This window comes from Nonomuraea sp. NPDC050786 (genome assembly GCF_040654115.1).
Taxonomy (GTDB): domain Bacteria; phylum Actinomycetota; class Actinomycetes; order Streptosporangiales; family Streptosporangiaceae; genus Nonomuraea.
The window spans coordinates 421,435-435,600 of sequence record NZ_JBFAHJ010000002.1 but is presented as its reverse complement, the minus strand read 5'-3'; the positions used below and the strand labels follow the sequence as shown (position 1 = coordinate 435,600).

Annotated in this window: 15 protein-coding genes; 7 read left to right on the top strand and 8 right to left on the bottom strand. The window is 69.4% G+C overall.

What is annotated here, in order from left to right; genetic code table 11:
• Nucleotides 1-3: 3 nt before the first annotated feature.
• Together AB0H84_RS06405 and AB0H84_RS06400 are read right to left on the bottom strand one after the other, a co-directional pair.
• Nucleotides 4-1,623, bottom strand: coding sequence for a BBE domain-containing protein (locus AB0H84_RS06405; protein ID WP_357598987.1), 1,620 nt, complete (start codon nucleotides 1,621-1,623; stop codon nucleotides 4-6).
• A 205-nt stretch (nucleotides 1,624-1,828) separates the two neighbouring features.
• A complete protein-coding gene (locus AB0H84_RS06400; protein WP_357598984.1) occupies nucleotides 1,829-2,431 on the bottom strand; it encodes a TetR/AcrR family transcriptional regulator in 603 nt (200 codons plus the stop codon).
• Nucleotides 2,432-2,517: 86 nt separating this feature from the next.
• On the opposite strand from AB0H84_RS06400, the gene AB0H84_RS06395 reads away from it, so the two are divergent.
• Nucleotides 2,518-3,354 carry an NAD(P)H-binding protein gene (locus AB0H84_RS06395; protein ID WP_357598981.1) on the top strand — a complete coding sequence of 279 codons (837 nt, stop codon included), beginning with the start codon at nucleotides 2,518-2,520 and terminating at the stop codon, nucleotides 3,352-3,354.
• A 54-nt stretch (nucleotides 3,355-3,408) separates the two neighbouring features.
• Here the strand turns inward: AB0H84_RS06395 and nadA are convergent, their stop codons facing one another.
• Nucleotides 3,409-4,560 (bottom strand): quinolinate synthase NadA, encoded by a 1,152-nt coding sequence (gene nadA, locus AB0H84_RS06390; RefSeq protein WP_357598978.1) that lies wholly within the window; start codon nucleotides 4,558-4,560, stop codon nucleotides 3,409-3,411.
• 163 nt (nucleotides 4,561-4,723) lie between these two features.
• Here nadA and erpA point away from each other — a divergent pair, with 163 nt between their 5' ends.
• Complete coding sequence (erpA, locus tag AB0H84_RS06385) at nucleotides 4,724-5,077, top strand: iron-sulfur cluster insertion protein ErpA (RefSeq protein ID WP_043638338.1); 354 nt, start codon at nucleotides 4,724-4,726, stop codon at nucleotides 5,075-5,077.
• A gap of 97 nt (nucleotides 5,078-5,174) precedes the next feature.
• Nucleotides 5,175-6,161: a carbohydrate kinase family protein gene (locus tag AB0H84_RS06380; RefSeq protein ID WP_357598975.1), complete on the top strand. Its 987-nt coding sequence runs from the start codon at nucleotides 5,175-5,177 to the stop codon at nucleotides 6,159-6,161.
• Between the two features lie 96 nt (nucleotides 6,162-6,257).
• Here AB0H84_RS06380 and AB0H84_RS06375 read toward each other — a convergent pair whose 3' ends face one another.
• The 3 genes from AB0H84_RS06375 to AB0H84_RS06365 all read right to left on the bottom strand — a co-directional run bounded on the left by AB0H84_RS06375 (nucleotide 6,258) and on the right by AB0H84_RS06365 (nucleotide 8,133).
• Nucleotides 6,258-6,692, bottom strand: a complete 435-nt coding sequence (locus AB0H84_RS06375; RefSeq protein WP_357598972.1) for a CBS domain-containing protein — start codon at nucleotides 6,690-6,692, stop codon at nucleotides 6,258-6,260.
• 65 nt (nucleotides 6,693-6,757) lie between these two features.
• Nucleotides 6,758-7,003, bottom strand: a complete 246-nt coding sequence (locus tag AB0H84_RS06370; RefSeq protein WP_344985357.1) for a sulfurtransferase TusA family protein — start codon at nucleotides 7,001-7,003, stop codon at nucleotides 6,758-6,760.
• Entirely contained in the window at nucleotides 7,000-8,133 is a 1,134-nt protein-coding gene (locus AB0H84_RS06365) for a cysteine desulfurase family protein (RefSeq protein WP_357598969.1), read from the bottom strand. The genes AB0H84_RS06370 and AB0H84_RS06365 overlap by 4 nt, the downstream gene beginning before the upstream one ends.
• Nucleotides 8,134-8,452: 319 nt before the next feature.
• Between AB0H84_RS06365 and AB0H84_RS06360 the strand changes: the two genes are divergently transcribed.
• The 4 genes from AB0H84_RS06360 to AB0H84_RS06345 all read left to right on the top strand — a co-directional run bounded on the left by AB0H84_RS06360 (nucleotide 8,453) and on the right by AB0H84_RS06345 (nucleotide 12,530).
• Nucleotides 8,453-9,115: a cytochrome c oxidase subunit II gene (locus AB0H84_RS06360; protein WP_357598966.1), complete on the top strand. Its 663-nt coding sequence runs from the start codon at nucleotides 8,453-8,455 to the stop codon at nucleotides 9,113-9,115.
• Nucleotides 9,112-10,773 carry a cytochrome c oxidase subunit I gene (ctaD, locus tag AB0H84_RS06355; protein WP_357598963.1) on the top strand — a complete coding sequence of 554 codons (1,662 nt, stop codon included), beginning with the start codon at nucleotides 9,112-9,114 and terminating at the stop codon, nucleotides 10,771-10,773. Before AB0H84_RS06360 ends, ctaD begins: the two co-directional genes overlap by 4 nt.
• Entirely contained in the window at nucleotides 10,773-11,186 is a 414-nt protein-coding gene (locus AB0H84_RS06350) for a cytochrome c oxidase subunit 4 (protein ID WP_357598961.1), read from the top strand. The genes ctaD and AB0H84_RS06350 overlap by 1 nt, the downstream gene beginning before the upstream one ends.
• 141 nt (nucleotides 11,187-11,327) lie before the next feature.
• Complete coding sequence (locus AB0H84_RS06345; protein WP_357598958.1) at nucleotides 11,328-12,530, top strand: Ig-like domain-containing protein; 1,203 nt, start codon at nucleotides 11,328-11,330, stop codon at nucleotides 12,528-12,530.
• A gap of 167 nt (nucleotides 12,531-12,697) precedes the next feature.
• Here AB0H84_RS06345 and trpD read toward each other — a convergent pair whose 3' ends face one another.
• Together trpD and AB0H84_RS06335 are read right to left on the bottom strand one after the other, a co-directional pair.
• A complete protein-coding gene (trpD, locus tag AB0H84_RS06340; protein ID WP_357598955.1) occupies nucleotides 12,698-13,744 on the bottom strand; it encodes an anthranilate phosphoribosyltransferase in 1,047 nt (348 codons plus the stop codon).
• Between the two features lie 6 nt (nucleotides 13,745-13,750).
• On the bottom strand, nucleotides 13,751-14,149 hold the full coding sequence (locus AB0H84_RS06335; RefSeq protein ID WP_344987638.1) for a hypothetical protein: 399 nt from the start codon (nucleotides 14,147-14,149) through the stop codon (nucleotides 13,751-13,753).
• Nucleotides 14,150-14,166: the final 17 nt, after the last annotated feature.

The following is a 14,166-nucleotide window of genomic DNA, read 5'->3' as shown; positions in this document are numbered from 1 at the left end:
CCGCTACGGCAGCGCGACCGACTGCGCGTGCCGGAAGACGTCGCGGGGGTCGTAGGCCGCCTTGACCTGCTGGAGCCTGGCGTAATTGCCCTTGTAGTAGAGGGTCTGCCAGGGCACGCCCGAGTGGTTGAACGCGGGGTCGGTGATGTCGGGGTCGGGGTTGTTGATGTAGCAGCCGTCGGCCTGGTCGCCGGGGACCGGGTAGCCGCCGGTGGCCGCCCATACCGAGCCGTACAGGTCGCGCAGCCAGCCGATGTTGGCGGCGTCGGCGGCCGGGTCCTGCCACTGGGCCTCGAACAGCGTCCAGAACGCGGCGTCGCGGTGCGCCAGCGCGGTACGCGTGGCCGGGACGGCGTTGATCGCGCCGCCGCTGAACCCGGCCAGCGTCACCGCCGCCGCCGGGTTGGCGAAGTCCGTACGGGTGAGCGCGTCGTACATCTTGCCCGCCTGCTCGGCCGTGTACGAGCGCCGCAGGTACGCCGACTTGGAGGAGCCGCGCAGCGTCGGGTTGATGAACGAGGGAATGCTGGCGGCGATCAGCTTGACCGCGCGCAGCCAGGGCAGCCGCTGCGCGGGCTGGGCCGCGACCACGGCGTCGGCGCCGAGCCCGGCGGTCAGGGCCCCGAGGTAGTCGCCGAGGATCCGCGCCGCGTCCGGGGCGGTGGCGTCCACCTGGGTCAGCAGGAAGACGTTCCCGCTCGAGCGGTGCGCCAGCGACGCGACGCCGGACAGGATCCTGGCGGGGGAGTCGGGCGCGGCGTGCCCCTCGTACCAGGAGCCCCAGTTCGTGACCAGGGTGGCGAACTTCGTCCGGTCGAGCATGCTCCACGGGATGCCGACGGCGCTGAGCAGCACGTCCTTGGGCGGGTTGACGAGCAGGCGGCTCGGGTTGGCGCCGCTCGCGCCCGGCGTGCGGAACCAGAAGCGGGTGACGATGCCGAAGTTGCCGCCCCCGCCGCCGGCGCACGCCCACCACAGGTCGCGGTTGGGGTCGGCCGGGTCGCGCGAGGCCGTCACGGCGCGGGCGGTGCCCGAACGGTCCACGACCACGACCTCGACCGCCGCCAGGTGGTCGATCACGGCCCCGAACTGCCGGGACAGGAAGCCGTACCCACCGCCGGTGGCGTGGCCGCCGATGCCGACCGTGGGGCACATCCCGCCGGGGATCGTCACGCCCCATTTCTTGAACAGCGTGTCGTAGACACCCGACAGCCGGGCGCCGCCCTCGACCGCGAACGCGCCCCGCTGCTGGTCGAAGTAGACCTCGTCCAGCCCGGACAGGTCGATGACGACGTCCACGTCGGCGTTGAACACGAACGGGGCCAGGCAGTGGCCGCCGGACACCACCGAGATCCGCTTGCCCGCGTCGACCGCCTCCTGCACCGCGGCCACGACCTGGGCGGTCGAGCTGACCACGCGCACGTAGTCGGGCGCGCCGACCCAGCGCTGGTTGTAGCCCACGGTCAGCTCCTGGTAGCGGGGGTCGCCCGGGTACACGGTGACCGGGCCGGTGACCGGCCCACCGGCCGGCGCGGCGGCTTGGGCGGGGGACGCGGAGAGCGTCACGGCGCCCGCGGCCAGCGCGGCGCCGCCCAGTAATCCCCGCCTTGACGGACCTTTCATGATCGCTCCTTCCCGGGGGATCCCCGTGGGGTCCCTCCGTGCGGTTCCGGGGATGATCGTCGGGACATCCCTCATGGTGTCCCGGCCTCCCGCGGATGCCGCGAAAAAGGAGCGGAGTCCGTTACCTCCGGCCGACGGCCTCACGAAGAGCGTGGCGGACATCACGAAGTACGGCCGCCGCGCTCTTCGTGAGGCCGTCGTGCCTTCAGGGGGCGGGGGTTCGGGGGAGGGAGTCGAGCCAGTCGAGCAGGCGGGCGCCCTGCCGGGTCATGATGCCGGGGTCGCGGAGCGCGTTGGCCAGCAGCGACATCCCCTGGTAGGCGCCGACCAGCGTCAGGGCGAGCCCCTGGGGGTCGGGCAGACCGAGCTCGCGGAACTGGCGTTCGGCCCAGTCGATCAGCAGCCGGATGACCCTGCCCGCTTCGACGTCCAGCCCACCGTCGTCGCGTTTGTCCAGCTCGACGGCGAGCGTGCCGGTCGGGCAGCCGTACCGTGCGGCGAGGTCTCGCTGGCTGACCCACGCCTCCACCAGGCTCTTGAGCCGTTCCCTCGGGTCGGCGAGGGTCTCCAGGCGGCCGGTGAGGATCTCGAGCTGCCGGGCGTGCTCGGCCAGCGCGGCCGCGACCAGCTCGTCCTTGGTCTTGAAGTAGTAGTACACGTTGCCCACCGGGACGTCGGCGGCGCGCGCGATGTCGGCGATGGTGGTGCGCTCCGCCCCCTGCCGGTGCACGACCTGAGCGGCCGCGGCCATCAGCCGCTGGCGCTTGGCGGCCGCCGTCTTCACCCGGGAACGCGTTGAGTCAGTCACCTGACTAACTATAGGCGCCGTAGTCGTGCTACGGTCTCTTCCAGGTCAAGTGAGTCAGCCGACTAACTAACTCGGAGGAGAACATCATGATCGTTGTCACGGGAGCCACGGGGAACGTCGGCCGGACGCTGGTCCGGTCCCTGGCCGAGGCGGGCGAGGAGGTCACGGCCGTGTCGCGCCGCATCACGGGCGCGGATGTGCCCGAGGGCGTACGGGCTGTCAGCGCGGACCTGTCCGACCCCGGCAGCCTGCGCCCAGCGCTGGAGGGTGCCGACGCGGTGTTCCTCCTCACGGGCGGCGACCTGTTCGCCACGGAGCCCAAGGAGATCGTCGCCGCGGTGAGCGGACCGGACAGGGTCGTCCTGCTCTCGTCACAGGGCGTCGTGACGCGCCCGGAGAGCCCGTCCCACGGCCGGTTCGGAGCTGAGGTGGAACGCGCCGTCATGAACTCGGGGGCGCGATGGACGATCCTGCGGCCGGGCGGGTTCGCCTCCAACGCCTTCGCGTGGGCCGAGTCGGTCCGCGCCCGGCGCACGATCGCCGCGCCGTTCGGGGATGTGGGACTGCCGATCATCGACCCCGACGACATCGCCGCGGTCGCGGCTGCGGTGCTGCGCCGGCCGGGCCACGACGGGCAGATCTACGACCTGACCGGGCCCGAGCTGGTGACCCCGCGCCAGAGCGCGGCCGCCATCGGCGAGGCGATCGGGGAGGAGGTCACGTTCGTGGAGCAGAGCCGCGAGGAGGCGCGGGCGCGGATGCTGGCGTTCATGCCGGAGCCGGTCGCGGAGACCACTCTGGCCATCCTGGGGGAGCCGACCCCGGTCGAGCAGCGGATCAGCCCGGACGTCGAGCGCCTACTCGGCCGGGCTCCCCACCCGTTCGCCACCTGGGCCCGACGCAACGCCGCAGCCTTCCGCTGACCGCCCCACAACGGCGGAGGGCCTCCGGTCCGCACAGGCCGGAGGCCCGGTGGGCTAGGGGAGGGCCAGCATGCGGTCCAGGGCGACCTTGGCCCAGTGGGTGGTGTCCTCGTCCACCGTGATCTGGTTGACGACCTCACCGAGCACCAGCGACTCCAGGGCCCACACCAGGTGCGGCAGGTCGATCCGGTTCATGGTGGAGCAGTAGCACACCGTCCTGTCCAGGAACGAGATGCTCTTGTCGGGGAACATCTGGGCCAGGCGCTTGACCAGGTTGAGCTCCGTGCCGATCGCCCAGCTGGAGCCCGCCGGAGCCGCTTCGAGCGTCTTGATGATGTGCTCGGTCGAGCCCACGTGGTCGGCCTTGAGCACGACCTCGTGGCGGCACTCCGGGTGCACCAGGACGTTCACGCCGGGGATGCGGGAGCGTACGTCGTCGACCGATTCGGCTGTGAAGCGGCCGTGCACCGAGCAGTGGCCGCGCCAGAGGATCATTTTCGCCCGCTCCAGCTGCTCCTGGGTGAGGCCGCCGTTCGGACGGTGCGGGTTCCAGACGACGCAGTCCTCCAGGGACATGCCCATCTCCAGCACCGCCGTGTTGCGGCCCAGGTGCTGGTCGGGCAGGAACAGCACCTTCTCGCCGCGCGAGAACGCCCAGTCCAGGGCGCGGCGGGCGTTGGAGGAGGTGCAGACCGCGCCGCCGTTGCGGCCGCAGAAGGCCTTGATGTCGGCGCTGGAGTTCATGTACGTGACGGGAATCACCTGGTCGGCCAGACCGGCGTCCTCTAGGGCGTCCCAGCACTCCTCGACCTGGTCGAACGTGGCCATGTCCGCCATCGAGCACCCGGCGGCCATGTCAGGCAGGATCACTTTCTGCGTATCGGCCGTCAGGATGTCGGCGGACTCGGCCATGAAGTGCACCCCGCAGAAGACGATGAACTCCGCCTCCGGCCGGGCCGCCGCCTGCTGGGCGAGCTTGAACGAGTCGCCCGTCACGTCGGCGAACTGGATGACCTCGTCGCGCTGGTAGTGGTGCCCGAGCACGAACAGGCGGTCGCCGAGCGCCTCCTTCGCCTTGCGGGCCCGTTCCACCAGGTCCGGGTCGGAGGCGGGCGGCAGCTCGCCCGGGCACTCGACCCCCTTCTCGCTGTGCGGATCGGCGCCCTGGCCGAGGACGAAGAGCGGCAGCCCAGTCTGGGTGGCCATGGCCAAACCCCCTTATCGTCGAATTGACGATACTCATCATGGCACACGGACGAACCTGCTTATTACGGGGGCGGGTACCACGGGAATGTGTGGCATGGGCCAGGTGTTGGTAGCGTCATCAGTAGGACGTCGGAAACAGACAGCCGGGTTAGGGAGTCAGCAGATGACGGTTGAGAGCAGCGAGACCACGGCGCAGGGCCTGATCCTGACCGACGCGGCCGCGGCCAAGGTCAAGAGCCTGCTGGAGCAGCAGGGCGAGGAAGGTCTGCAGCTGCGGGTCGCCGTGCAGCCGGGTGGTTGCTCCGGCCTGCGCTACCAGCTCTTCTTCGACGACCGTTCGATGGACGGCGACGTGGTGTCGGACTTCGGGGGCGTCAGCGTGGTCACCGACCGCATGAGCGCTCCTTACCTGATGGGGGCCTCCATCGACTTCGTCGACACCATCGAGAAGCAGGGCTTCACCATCGACAACCCCAACGCCACGGGCTCCTGCGCCTGCGGCGACTCGTTCAACTAGGGGTGGCTTGCGCGGTCCCGCTTGCTTCAAGCGAGCGGGACCTTCGCGTATTCTCGTGGGGCTCATTGGCCTGCTGACAACGAGGAAGAAGAATCCCGTGCGCATCGCCGTTACCGGCTCCATCGCGACAGACCACCTGATGACCTTCCCAGGAAGTTTCGGCGATCAGCTGATCGCCGAGCAGCTTGACCGGGTGTCACTCTCGTTCCTGGTCGATGACCTTCAGATCCGTCGCGGCGGGTGCGCCGCGAACATCGCGTTCGGGATGGCCTGCCTGGGCCTGAAGCCCGTCCTGGTGGGCGCCGTCGGCAACGACTTCGCCGACTACCGCTCGTGGCTGGAGCGCCACGGCGTCGACTGCGACTCCGTGCACATCTCGGAGACCCAGCACACCGCTCGCTTCCTGTGCACCACCGACCAGCACCACAACCAGATCGCCTCGTTCTACACCGGCGCCATGGCCGAGGCTCGGCTGATCGAGCTGCGGCCCGTCGCCGACCGCCTGGGCGGCCTCGACCTGGTGCTGATCAGCCCCAACGACCCCGACGCGATGCTGCGCCACACCGACGAATGCCGCCAGCGCGGCATCCCGTTCGCGGCCGACATCTCCCAGCAGCTCGCGCGCATGGAGGACGAGCAGATCCGCCAGCTCGTCGACGGCGCCGCGTACCTGTTCTCCAACGACTACGAGAAGGGGCTCATCGAGCAGAAGACCGGCTGGTCCGACGAGGAGATCCTCGACCGGGTCGGCGTCCGGATCACCACGCTCGGCCCCAAGGGCGCCGTCATCGACCGCAGGGGCGAGCCGTCCATCGCCGTCGCCCCCGCCCCCGAGCGGGGCAAGGCCGACCCCACGGGCGTCGGCGACGCCTTCCGCGCCGGATTCCTGTCGGGCCTGGCCTGGGGGCTGCCGCTGGAGCGCTGCGGCCAGATCGGCAACCTGACCGCCACGCACGTGCTGGAGCGCGTCGGCGGCCAGGAGTACGAGCTCGGCCAGCAGGTCTTCCTCGAGCGTTTCAGCGCCGCCTACGGCGCCGAGGCCGCGGCGGAGATCGCCGAGCACGTCCGCTGCTACCACCCGTAGGCGTGAATGAGCCGCCCCGCCCGACGTGCGCGGCGGGGCGGCCTCCGTGGTTCCTGTCCCAGATTCTCCGGTACGGACCCGCGTCCCGTGCCGGGCTCAGCCTCGCGCGTACACGTGGTGCATGAACTCGGCGAGCTGGGCGTCGGGCAGGTGCTTGGCCAGGTCGGACTCGCTGATCATGCCGACGATCCGGTCGCCCTCCAGCACCGGGAGCCGCTTGATCTGGTTCTCCTCCATCTTGGTGAGCGCCTCGTCGACGCTCGTGTCCGGGGTGACGAAGACGAGCCCGCCGGCCAGCTCGCCCGCCGTCACCTTCGACGGGTCGTGCCCTGCGGCGATGCACTTGATCACGATGTCGCGGTCGGTGATGATGCCCTTCACGCGCTCGTCCGGCCCGCACACGGGCAGCGATCCCACGTTGCTGTTGCGCATGATCTGCGCCGCCCTGTCGAGCGTCTCGTGCGCCCCGATGCATTCCGCTCCGGGACTCATCAGGTCACGGGCGGTCTCGTGCGGATGTCCGCTTGTCATGGCTTTCCCCCGAAAGTCGGTGACTTCTCGTACGGGGAGCCCCTACCCACCCACTTCGGGAAAAGTCAGTAATTGCGCCTTACGTGGATCGCCCAGCCGCCCCCGGGCAGCTCGTACGAGCCCACATGCCGGTGCGACTTCAGCCTGCACCACGCCGGCACGTCCGTATAAGCCGCCGGATCGTCGGCCAGCACGGCCACCACGGCGTTGAGCGGGACGTAGTTGATCTGCTCGGCCAGCATGATGATCGGGATCGGGCACTTCTTCCCGAGCGCGTCGATCGTCAGAGCCGGCTGGGTAACCTCGGTCATGCGACTCCTGCGTCCTGGCGGATGCGGCGCACCAGCTCGGGCAGCACGCCGAGGAACCTGTCGACCTCGGCCGCGGACGTGCCCCTGGGCAGCGACACCCGGACATTGCCATGCGTCAGCACGCCCATCGCTTCAAGAACGTGCGACGGACGAAGCGTACTAGCGGTGCACGAACTTCCTGACGAAACGGCGAAACCGGCCTTGTCCAGCTCGGTCAGCAGGGCCTCGCCGTCGACGTACAGACACGAAAAGGTCACGATGTGCGGCGCCCGCTCGACGGGATCGCCGATGACCTCCACGTCCGGGACGATCTTCGGCACCGTCTCCCTGATCCGGCCGACGAGCTCGGACAGCCGCGCCTGCTCCTGCGCCGCCTCCGCGGCCATCGCGCGCAGGGCGGCCGCCGCGGCGACGATGCCCGGCACGTTCTCGAAACCCGGCACCCGGCGGCGCTCCCGCTCGTCCTCCGGCAGGAACGAGCGGAACCGCGTGCCCTTGCGCACGATCAGCACGCCCACCCCCGCGGGGCCGCCCCACTTGTGGGCGCTGGCGGTGAGCACCGACCAGCCGGGCGGTATCGGCATCCTGCCGGCCGTCTGCGCCGCGTCCACCAGCAGCGGAACCCCGTGGGACCGGCAGGCCACGGCCGCCTCCGCCACCGGCTGCGCCGTGCCGACCTCGTGGTTGGCCGTCTGCAGGCAGGCCAGCGCGGTGCCGGGACGGGAGACCGCCTCGGCGAAGGCGTCGAGATCGACCCGCCCCGTCAGGTCCACGCCCACCGTCTCGACCGTGCCGCCGTCGCGTTCGTGCACTCCGCCGGCGTGCAGCACGCTGGAGTGCTCCACCGCGCCGGTGACCAAGTGGCGCCCGACCCTCCGCCTGCCGTGTAGGGTGCCGAGCACGCCGAGATGCACGGCCTGCGTGCCCGACGAGGTGAACGACACCTCGTCCGGACGCGCGCCGAGCGCCTCGGCCACCTCCGTGCGAGCCTGCTCGAGCAGCAGGTGCGCGCGGCGGGCCTGGCCGTACAGTCTCGCGGGGTCGGCCCAGCCGACGTCGATCGCCGCCAGCAGCGCCTCGCGTGCCTGAGGGTGGAGCGGCTCGCTCGAAGCCGCGTCGAAGTACGCCACGAGACTTATCGTCCCACTTGCGGCGCCATCGAGGGGTCGCGCGGGAGGGCAAGGCACCTGCACGCTAATGTGTCTGCAATCAGCTGTGCATATGGAAATACGAGCGCCCAAGGGAGAGACTCTTGGGCTTCATCTGTGGGGTAGGCGATCCGTGAGTCCGACTCGCCGTACGACGCGGCGTTCGTTGGCCCGGCGCAGGGTGCCAGGCGCCGCCGCTTTGGCGTTGCTGCTGGCCACTGCTACGGCGTGTGCTAATGACGTACCGAAGGCCGACTGGTCTCGCGGCCTTCTGCCTGACCATGTCACCGAGCAGGGCGACGTGGTCCAGAGTCTGTGGAACGGGGCCTGGATCGCCGCACTCGCCACGGGCGCCGTCGTCATCGTCCTGATCGTGTGGGCGAGCATCTTCCACCGCAAGCGCAGGGCCAAGGCCGATCTCCCGCCGCAGGTGCGTTACAACCTGCCGATCGAGATGCTCTACACCCTGATCCCGCTGGTCATGGTGTCGGTGTTCTTCTTCTTCACCGCCCGCGACAGCCAGGCGCTGACCCACGTGGACGGCGACGCGCCCGTCAAGGTCAAGGTAGAGGCCTTCCAGTGGAGCTGGCGCTTCACCACGACCGTCAACGGCAAGACGCTGCAGCCGGTCGCGGGCGTGCCGGTGAACGACTACCACCAGGGGCCCCAGCTGGTCCTGCCGGCGAAGACGAAGGTCGAGTTCGACCTGTCGACCGACGACGTCATCCACTCGTTCTGGGTGCCGGAGTTCCTGTTCAAGCGGGACGTCATCCCCGGCATCAAGGAGGGCAACCCGGGGCGCAAGTTCCAGATCACAACGCTTGACCGGACGGGCGTCTTCGCGGGCCGGTGCGCCGAGCTCTGCGGCGTCGACCACAGCCGCATGCTCTTCTCGGTGAAGCTCGTCCCGCAGGCTGAGTTCGACCAGTACATCGCGACACACCAGGCTGGGAGTGCCCAGTGACCGCCATCCAAGAACCCCTTCGCGCGCCGGCAAGGCCCCACACCAAGGGCCAGGTGATCGCCAAGTGGCTGTCCTCCACTGATCACAAGATCATCGGGCACCTCTACCTGATCACGTCGTTCGTGTTCTTCCTGATCGGCGGCGTCATGGCGCTGGTCATGCGGGCCGAGCTGGCGCAGCCGGGCATGCAGTTCACCAGCAACGAGCAGTTCAACCAGCTGTTCACCATGCACGGCACGATCATGCTGCTGATGTTCGCGACGCCGCTGTTCGCCGGCTTCGCCAACGAGCTGATGCCGCTGCAGATCGGCGCCCCGGACGTGGCTTTCCCGCGCCTCAACATGGTGAGCTACTGGCTCTACCTGTTCGGCAGCATCATCGCCGTGTCGGGCTTCTTCACCCCGGGTGGCGCGGCCTCGTTCGGCTGGTTCGCCTACACGCCGCTGTCCAACGCGATCAACTCGCCCGGCATCGGCAGCGACCTGTGGATCATGGGCCTGGCCCTGTCGGGTCTCGGCACGATCCTCGGCTCGGTCAACTTCATCACCACGATCATCTGCATGCGCGCGCCCGGCATGACCATGTTCCGCATGCCGATCTTCACCTGGAACGTGCTGCTGACCAGCATGCTCGTGCTGATGGCCTTCCCGGTGCTGGCCGCCGCGCTGCTCGTGCTCGAGTCCGACCGCAAGCTCGGCACGCATGTGTTCGCCTCCGACAACGGCGGCGCGATGCTGTGGCAGCACCTGTTCTGGTTCTTCGGCCATCCCGAGGTCTACATCATCGCGCTGCCGTTCTTCGGCATCGTGACCGAGGTCCTGCCGGTCTTCAGCCGCAAGCCGATCTTCGGATACATCAGCCTCGTGGTCGCGACGATCTCGATCGCGGGCCTGTCCATCACGGTCTGGGCGCACCACATGTTCCCGACCGGACAAGTGCTGCTGCCGTTCTTCTCCTTCATGACGTTCCTCATCGCGGTGCCCACCGGTGTGAAGTTCTTCAACTGGATCGGCACGATGTGGCGAGGGCATCTGTCGTTCGAGTCGCCGATGCTGTTCGCGGTCGGCTTCCTCGTCACGTTCCTCCTGGGCGGTCTGACGGGCGTCATCCTGGCCTCGCCGCCGCTCGACTTCCACATCAGCGACACCTACTTCGTCGTCGCCCACTTCCACTACGTGGTCTTCGGCACCGTCGTGTTCGCCATGTTCGCGGGCTTCTACTTCTGGTGGCCCAAGTTCACCGGCAGGATGCTCAACGACAAGCTCGGCAAGCTGCACTTCTGGCTGCTGTTCATCGGCTTCCACACGACGTTCCTCATCCAGCACTGGCTCGGCATGCTGGGCTTCCCGCGGCGCTACGCCGACTACAGCCCGGCCGACGGCTTCACCGACCTCAACCTGATCTCGTCGGTGGGCGCGTTCATCCTGGGCGCCTCGACGCTGCCGTTCTTCTACAACGTCTGGAAGACCTGGCGCAGCGCGCCCAAGGTCACGGTCGACGACCCCTGGGGCTACGGCGGCTCGCTCGAATGGGCGACCTCCTGCCCGCCGCCGCGGCACAACTTCACCTCGCTGCCGCGCATCCGGTCCGAGCGCCCGGCGTTCGACCTGCACTACCCGCACGTGTCGGCCAAGCAGGCGCAGGAGGTTGAGGCCTGATGAGAGTCCAGGGTTGGCTGTTCCTCGCGTGCGGCCTGTTCTTCGCCGGCGTCGACGTCGCCTACTGGTTCTGGACCAAGGCGGCGACGGGCCACGGTGAGCCGGTCGGCACCACGGCCATGGCGATCTCGGTCGGGTTCGCGTTCATGGTCGGCTACTACCTGATGTTCACCGCGCGGCGCATCGGCGCCCAGCCGGAGGACAACAAGCAGGCCGACATCAGCGAGGGCGCGGGCGAGATCGGGTTCTTCAGCCCGAGCAGCTGGTGGCCGCTCTTCCTGTGCCTGGCGGCGGCCTTCGCCTTCGCCGGGTTCGTGATCGGCTTCTGGATGTTCCTGATCGGGGTCTTCCTGGTCATCATGGCCATGATCGGGTTCGTGTTCCAGTACTACCGGGGTCACTTCTCGCACTGACCTGTTGCCGAAGCGGGCGTTTCCCTTGTGGGGGAACGCCCGCTTTTTGGTGTTCTTTGCCAGTATGCGGATGTGGTTAATCGATCACTGAGGGTAATAAAGGAGGTGGAAGCGGTTCGATCGCGGACGAGGGAGTCACTCGTGGGGCACGTAGCGAAGGGATCGGCCGGGCTGTTGGCGCTGGCACTGCTGTCTGCTTGCTCCGCCGGCGGCACATCCAAACCTGACGGGGTGGCCATGGCCGGAGGGGCGTCGGGGCCCTCTGTGACGTTCTCACCGCAGGACAAGACCGCGAACGTACCCACAGACCAGCCTGTGGTGGTCGCGGCCCGTACGGGCACGCTCAGGAGCGTACGGGTGGACGGAGGCAAGTCCGGTCCGCTGGAGGGCGTGCTCAGCGCCGACGGCACCCGCTGGCGCAGCAACGCCACCGCCAGGCCCAGCACGCAGTACACGGTCACCGCCGTCACCGTGGACGGCGCGGGCAAGCAGAGCGAGACCACGAGCACGTTCACCACGGTCAAGGGCAACAAGGCGTTCGACATCCAGACGATCACCCCGAACAAGGACGACACCGGGCTGACGGTCGGGGTCGGCATGCCGATCATGATCGCCTTCGACAAGCCCATCGCCGACCGGGTCTCCGTCGAGCGCAACCTCACCGTCCGCAGCTCCAAGCCGGTGGAGGGGGCCTGGCACTGGTTCGACGACAGCCACGTGGACTTCCGGCCGTTGAAGTACTGGCCCGCCCACACGAAGGTGCAGGTGGAGGCGAAGCTGGCCGGCGTGCGCGGAGGACCGGGCATGTACGGCAAGCGCGACGTACGGCTCGACTTCAAGATCGGTCGCGAGCAGATCACCAAGGGCAGCACCGACGAGCACGTCCTGATCGTCCGGCGGGACGGCAAGAAGATCCGCGAGATCCCGATGAGCGCGGGGCAGGGCGACGCGTGGAACCACTACACGACCTCGGGCATCCACCTGGCGATGTCACGCGAGCCCGTCACGGTCATGACCTCGCCCGACGCCGGGCCGGGGCAGGCCGGGTACTACCAGCTGACGGTCTACAACACGGTCCGCATCTCCAACAGCGGCGAGTACGTGCACAGCGCGCCCTGGTCGGTGGGCTCGCAGGGCAACTCGAACGTCAGCCACGGCTGCGTGAACGTCAGCCCGGAGAACGCCATCTGGTTCCTCAGGAACACGTTGATCGGGGATCCGATCATCATCACGGGGTCGCCGCGGAAGCTGGAGCCCACGAACGGGTGGGGGCACTGGCAGGAGAACTGGAAGGACTGGCTCAAGTGGAGCGTGCTGAAGGACGGCCCGACCATCACGTTCTGATGCCGGTTCCATAACGCCACCGACTGCCGCACCGGCGCTGCCGCCTGGCCGCCATCCGTCCCAAGGGCTGCGGCTCGCCGCGGACAGGGGGCGCACTTGGGAGTGCGCCGCAGACACGGCGCGCTCGGGAGTGTGCCGTCAGGCGCGGCGCGCTCGGGAGTGTGCCGTCAGGCGCGGGTGAAGGCGGCGCTGGCCTCGACCCAGCGGTCGAGGGTGGCGGCGGCGGCGCCCGAGTCGACGGCCTGGGCCGCGCGGGCGTAGCCGTCGGACATGGCCGCGTCGAGGTCGTCGCCGGGGCCGTTGAGCGCCACCAAGGCCGCGGCGGCGTTCAGCAGGACGGCGTCGCGCACCGGACCCGTCTTGCCCTGCACCAGATCGCGTACGGCCTGCGCGTTGAACGTCACGTCGCCGCCCCGCAGCGTGCCGACGTCGGCGCGCGGGATGCCGAGGACCGCCGGGTCGAAGGTGGTCTGCGTGGCCGTGCCCTCCTTGACCACCCAGACCGTCGAGGTGCCCGCGATGGTCAGCTCGTCGAGCCCGTCGTCGCCGCGGAACACCAGGGCCGAGACGCCGCGCTCGGCGAAGACGCCGGCCAGCACGGGCAGCATGCGCGGGTCGAAGACGCCGATGGCCTGGGCGGCGGGGCGGGCCGGGTTGGTGAGCGGGCCCAGGAAGTTGAAGATCGTGGGAACGCCGATCTCCTTGCGCGTCGGCCCGGCGAAGCGGAGCGCGGGGTGGTAGACCGGGGCGAAGCAGAACGCGATGCCCGCCTCCCGTGCCACCTGCGCGGTCTGCTCGGGCGTGAGGTCCAGCCGGATCCCCAGGTGCTCCAGGACGTCGGCGGCGCCGCACGAGGACGAGGCCGCGCGGTTGCCGTGCTTGACCACCCGGGCGCCCGCGGCGGCGGAGACGATGGCGGCCATCGTGGAGACGTTGACGGTGTGGGCGCGGTCGCCTCCCGTGCCGACGATGTCGACCACGGGCCCCTCCACGCTCAGCGGCGTGGCCAGCTCCAGCATGGTGCGGGCCAGGCCCACCACCTCGGCCACCGTCTCGCCCTTGGCGCGCAGGGCGATCACGAACCCCGCGATCTGCGACGGTGTCGCGCCGCCGGACATGATCTCCCGCATCGCCCAGGCCGACTCGTCGGAGGTGAGGTGCTCGCCGGACAGGAGGGCGGTGAGCAGGGCGGGCCAGGTCGTCCGGGAGTCCATGGGCACCTACTTGGCGTTGAGTCGGGTGGAGGAGCGGCGGCGCATCAGGTCGGCCACCGTGTCGGCGAGGACCATGGGCTCCAGCGGCTGCGGCACGACGGCGTCGGCCTTGGACCACGCGGCCAGCCAGCGGTCGTCGCGCCTGGCGATGAGCAGGCAGATGGGCGGGCAGTCGTAGACCTCGTCCTTGGCCTGGCGGGAGATGCCCATGCCGCCCGCGGGCTGCGTCTCGCCGTCGAGGACGGCCACGTCGATCTCGCCGGAGCCGAGCCACTGGTGGACCTTGGGCTCGGTGGCGCACTCCACGATCTCGACGAAGGGCACGTCGGCCGCCGGGCGCCTGCCGATGGCCTGGCTCACCTCGGCCCTGGTGGCGGCGTCGTCGCTGTAGACGAGGACCCTCATCGTGTCGGCGGTGCTCC

What these genes read in the sequence shown, in the direction of transcription:
- AB0H84_RS06350 (WP_357598961.1), top strand. Translation starts at nt 10,773, where the DNA reads ATGAGAGTCCAGGGTTGGCTGTTCCTCGCGTGCGGCCTGTTCTTCGCC.
- AB0H84_RS06375 (WP_357598972.1), bottom strand. Translation starts at nt 6,692, where the DNA reads ATGACAAGCGGACATCCGCACGAGACCGCCCGTGACCTGATGAGTCCC.
- AB0H84_RS06405 (WP_357598987.1), bottom strand. Translation starts at nt 1,623, where the DNA reads ATGAAAGGTCCGTCAAGGCGGGGATTACTGGGCGGCGCCGCGCTGGCC.
- AB0H84_RS06335 (WP_344987638.1), bottom strand. Translation starts at nt 14,149, where the DNA reads ATGAGGGTCCTCGTCTACAGCGACGACGCCGCCACCAGGGCCGAGGTG.
- trpD (WP_357598955.1), bottom strand. Translation starts at nt 13,744, where the DNA reads ATGGACTCCCGGACGACCTGGCCCGCCCTGCTCACCGCCCTCCTGTCC.
- AB0H84_RS06370 (WP_344985357.1), bottom strand. Translation starts at nt 7,003, where the DNA reads ATGACCGAGGTTACCCAGCCGGCTCTGACGATCGACGCGCTCGGGAAG.
- erpA (WP_043638338.1), top strand. Translation starts at nt 4,724, where the DNA reads ATGACGGTTGAGAGCAGCGAGACCACGGCGCAGGGCCTGATCCTGACC.
- nadA (WP_357598978.1), bottom strand. Translation starts at nt 4,560, where the DNA reads ATGGCCACCCAGACTGGGCTGCCGCTCTTCGTCCTCGGCCAGGGCGCC.
- AB0H84_RS06395 (WP_357598981.1), top strand. Translation starts at nt 2,518, where the DNA reads ATGATCGTTGTCACGGGAGCCACGGGGAACGTCGGCCGGACGCTGGTC.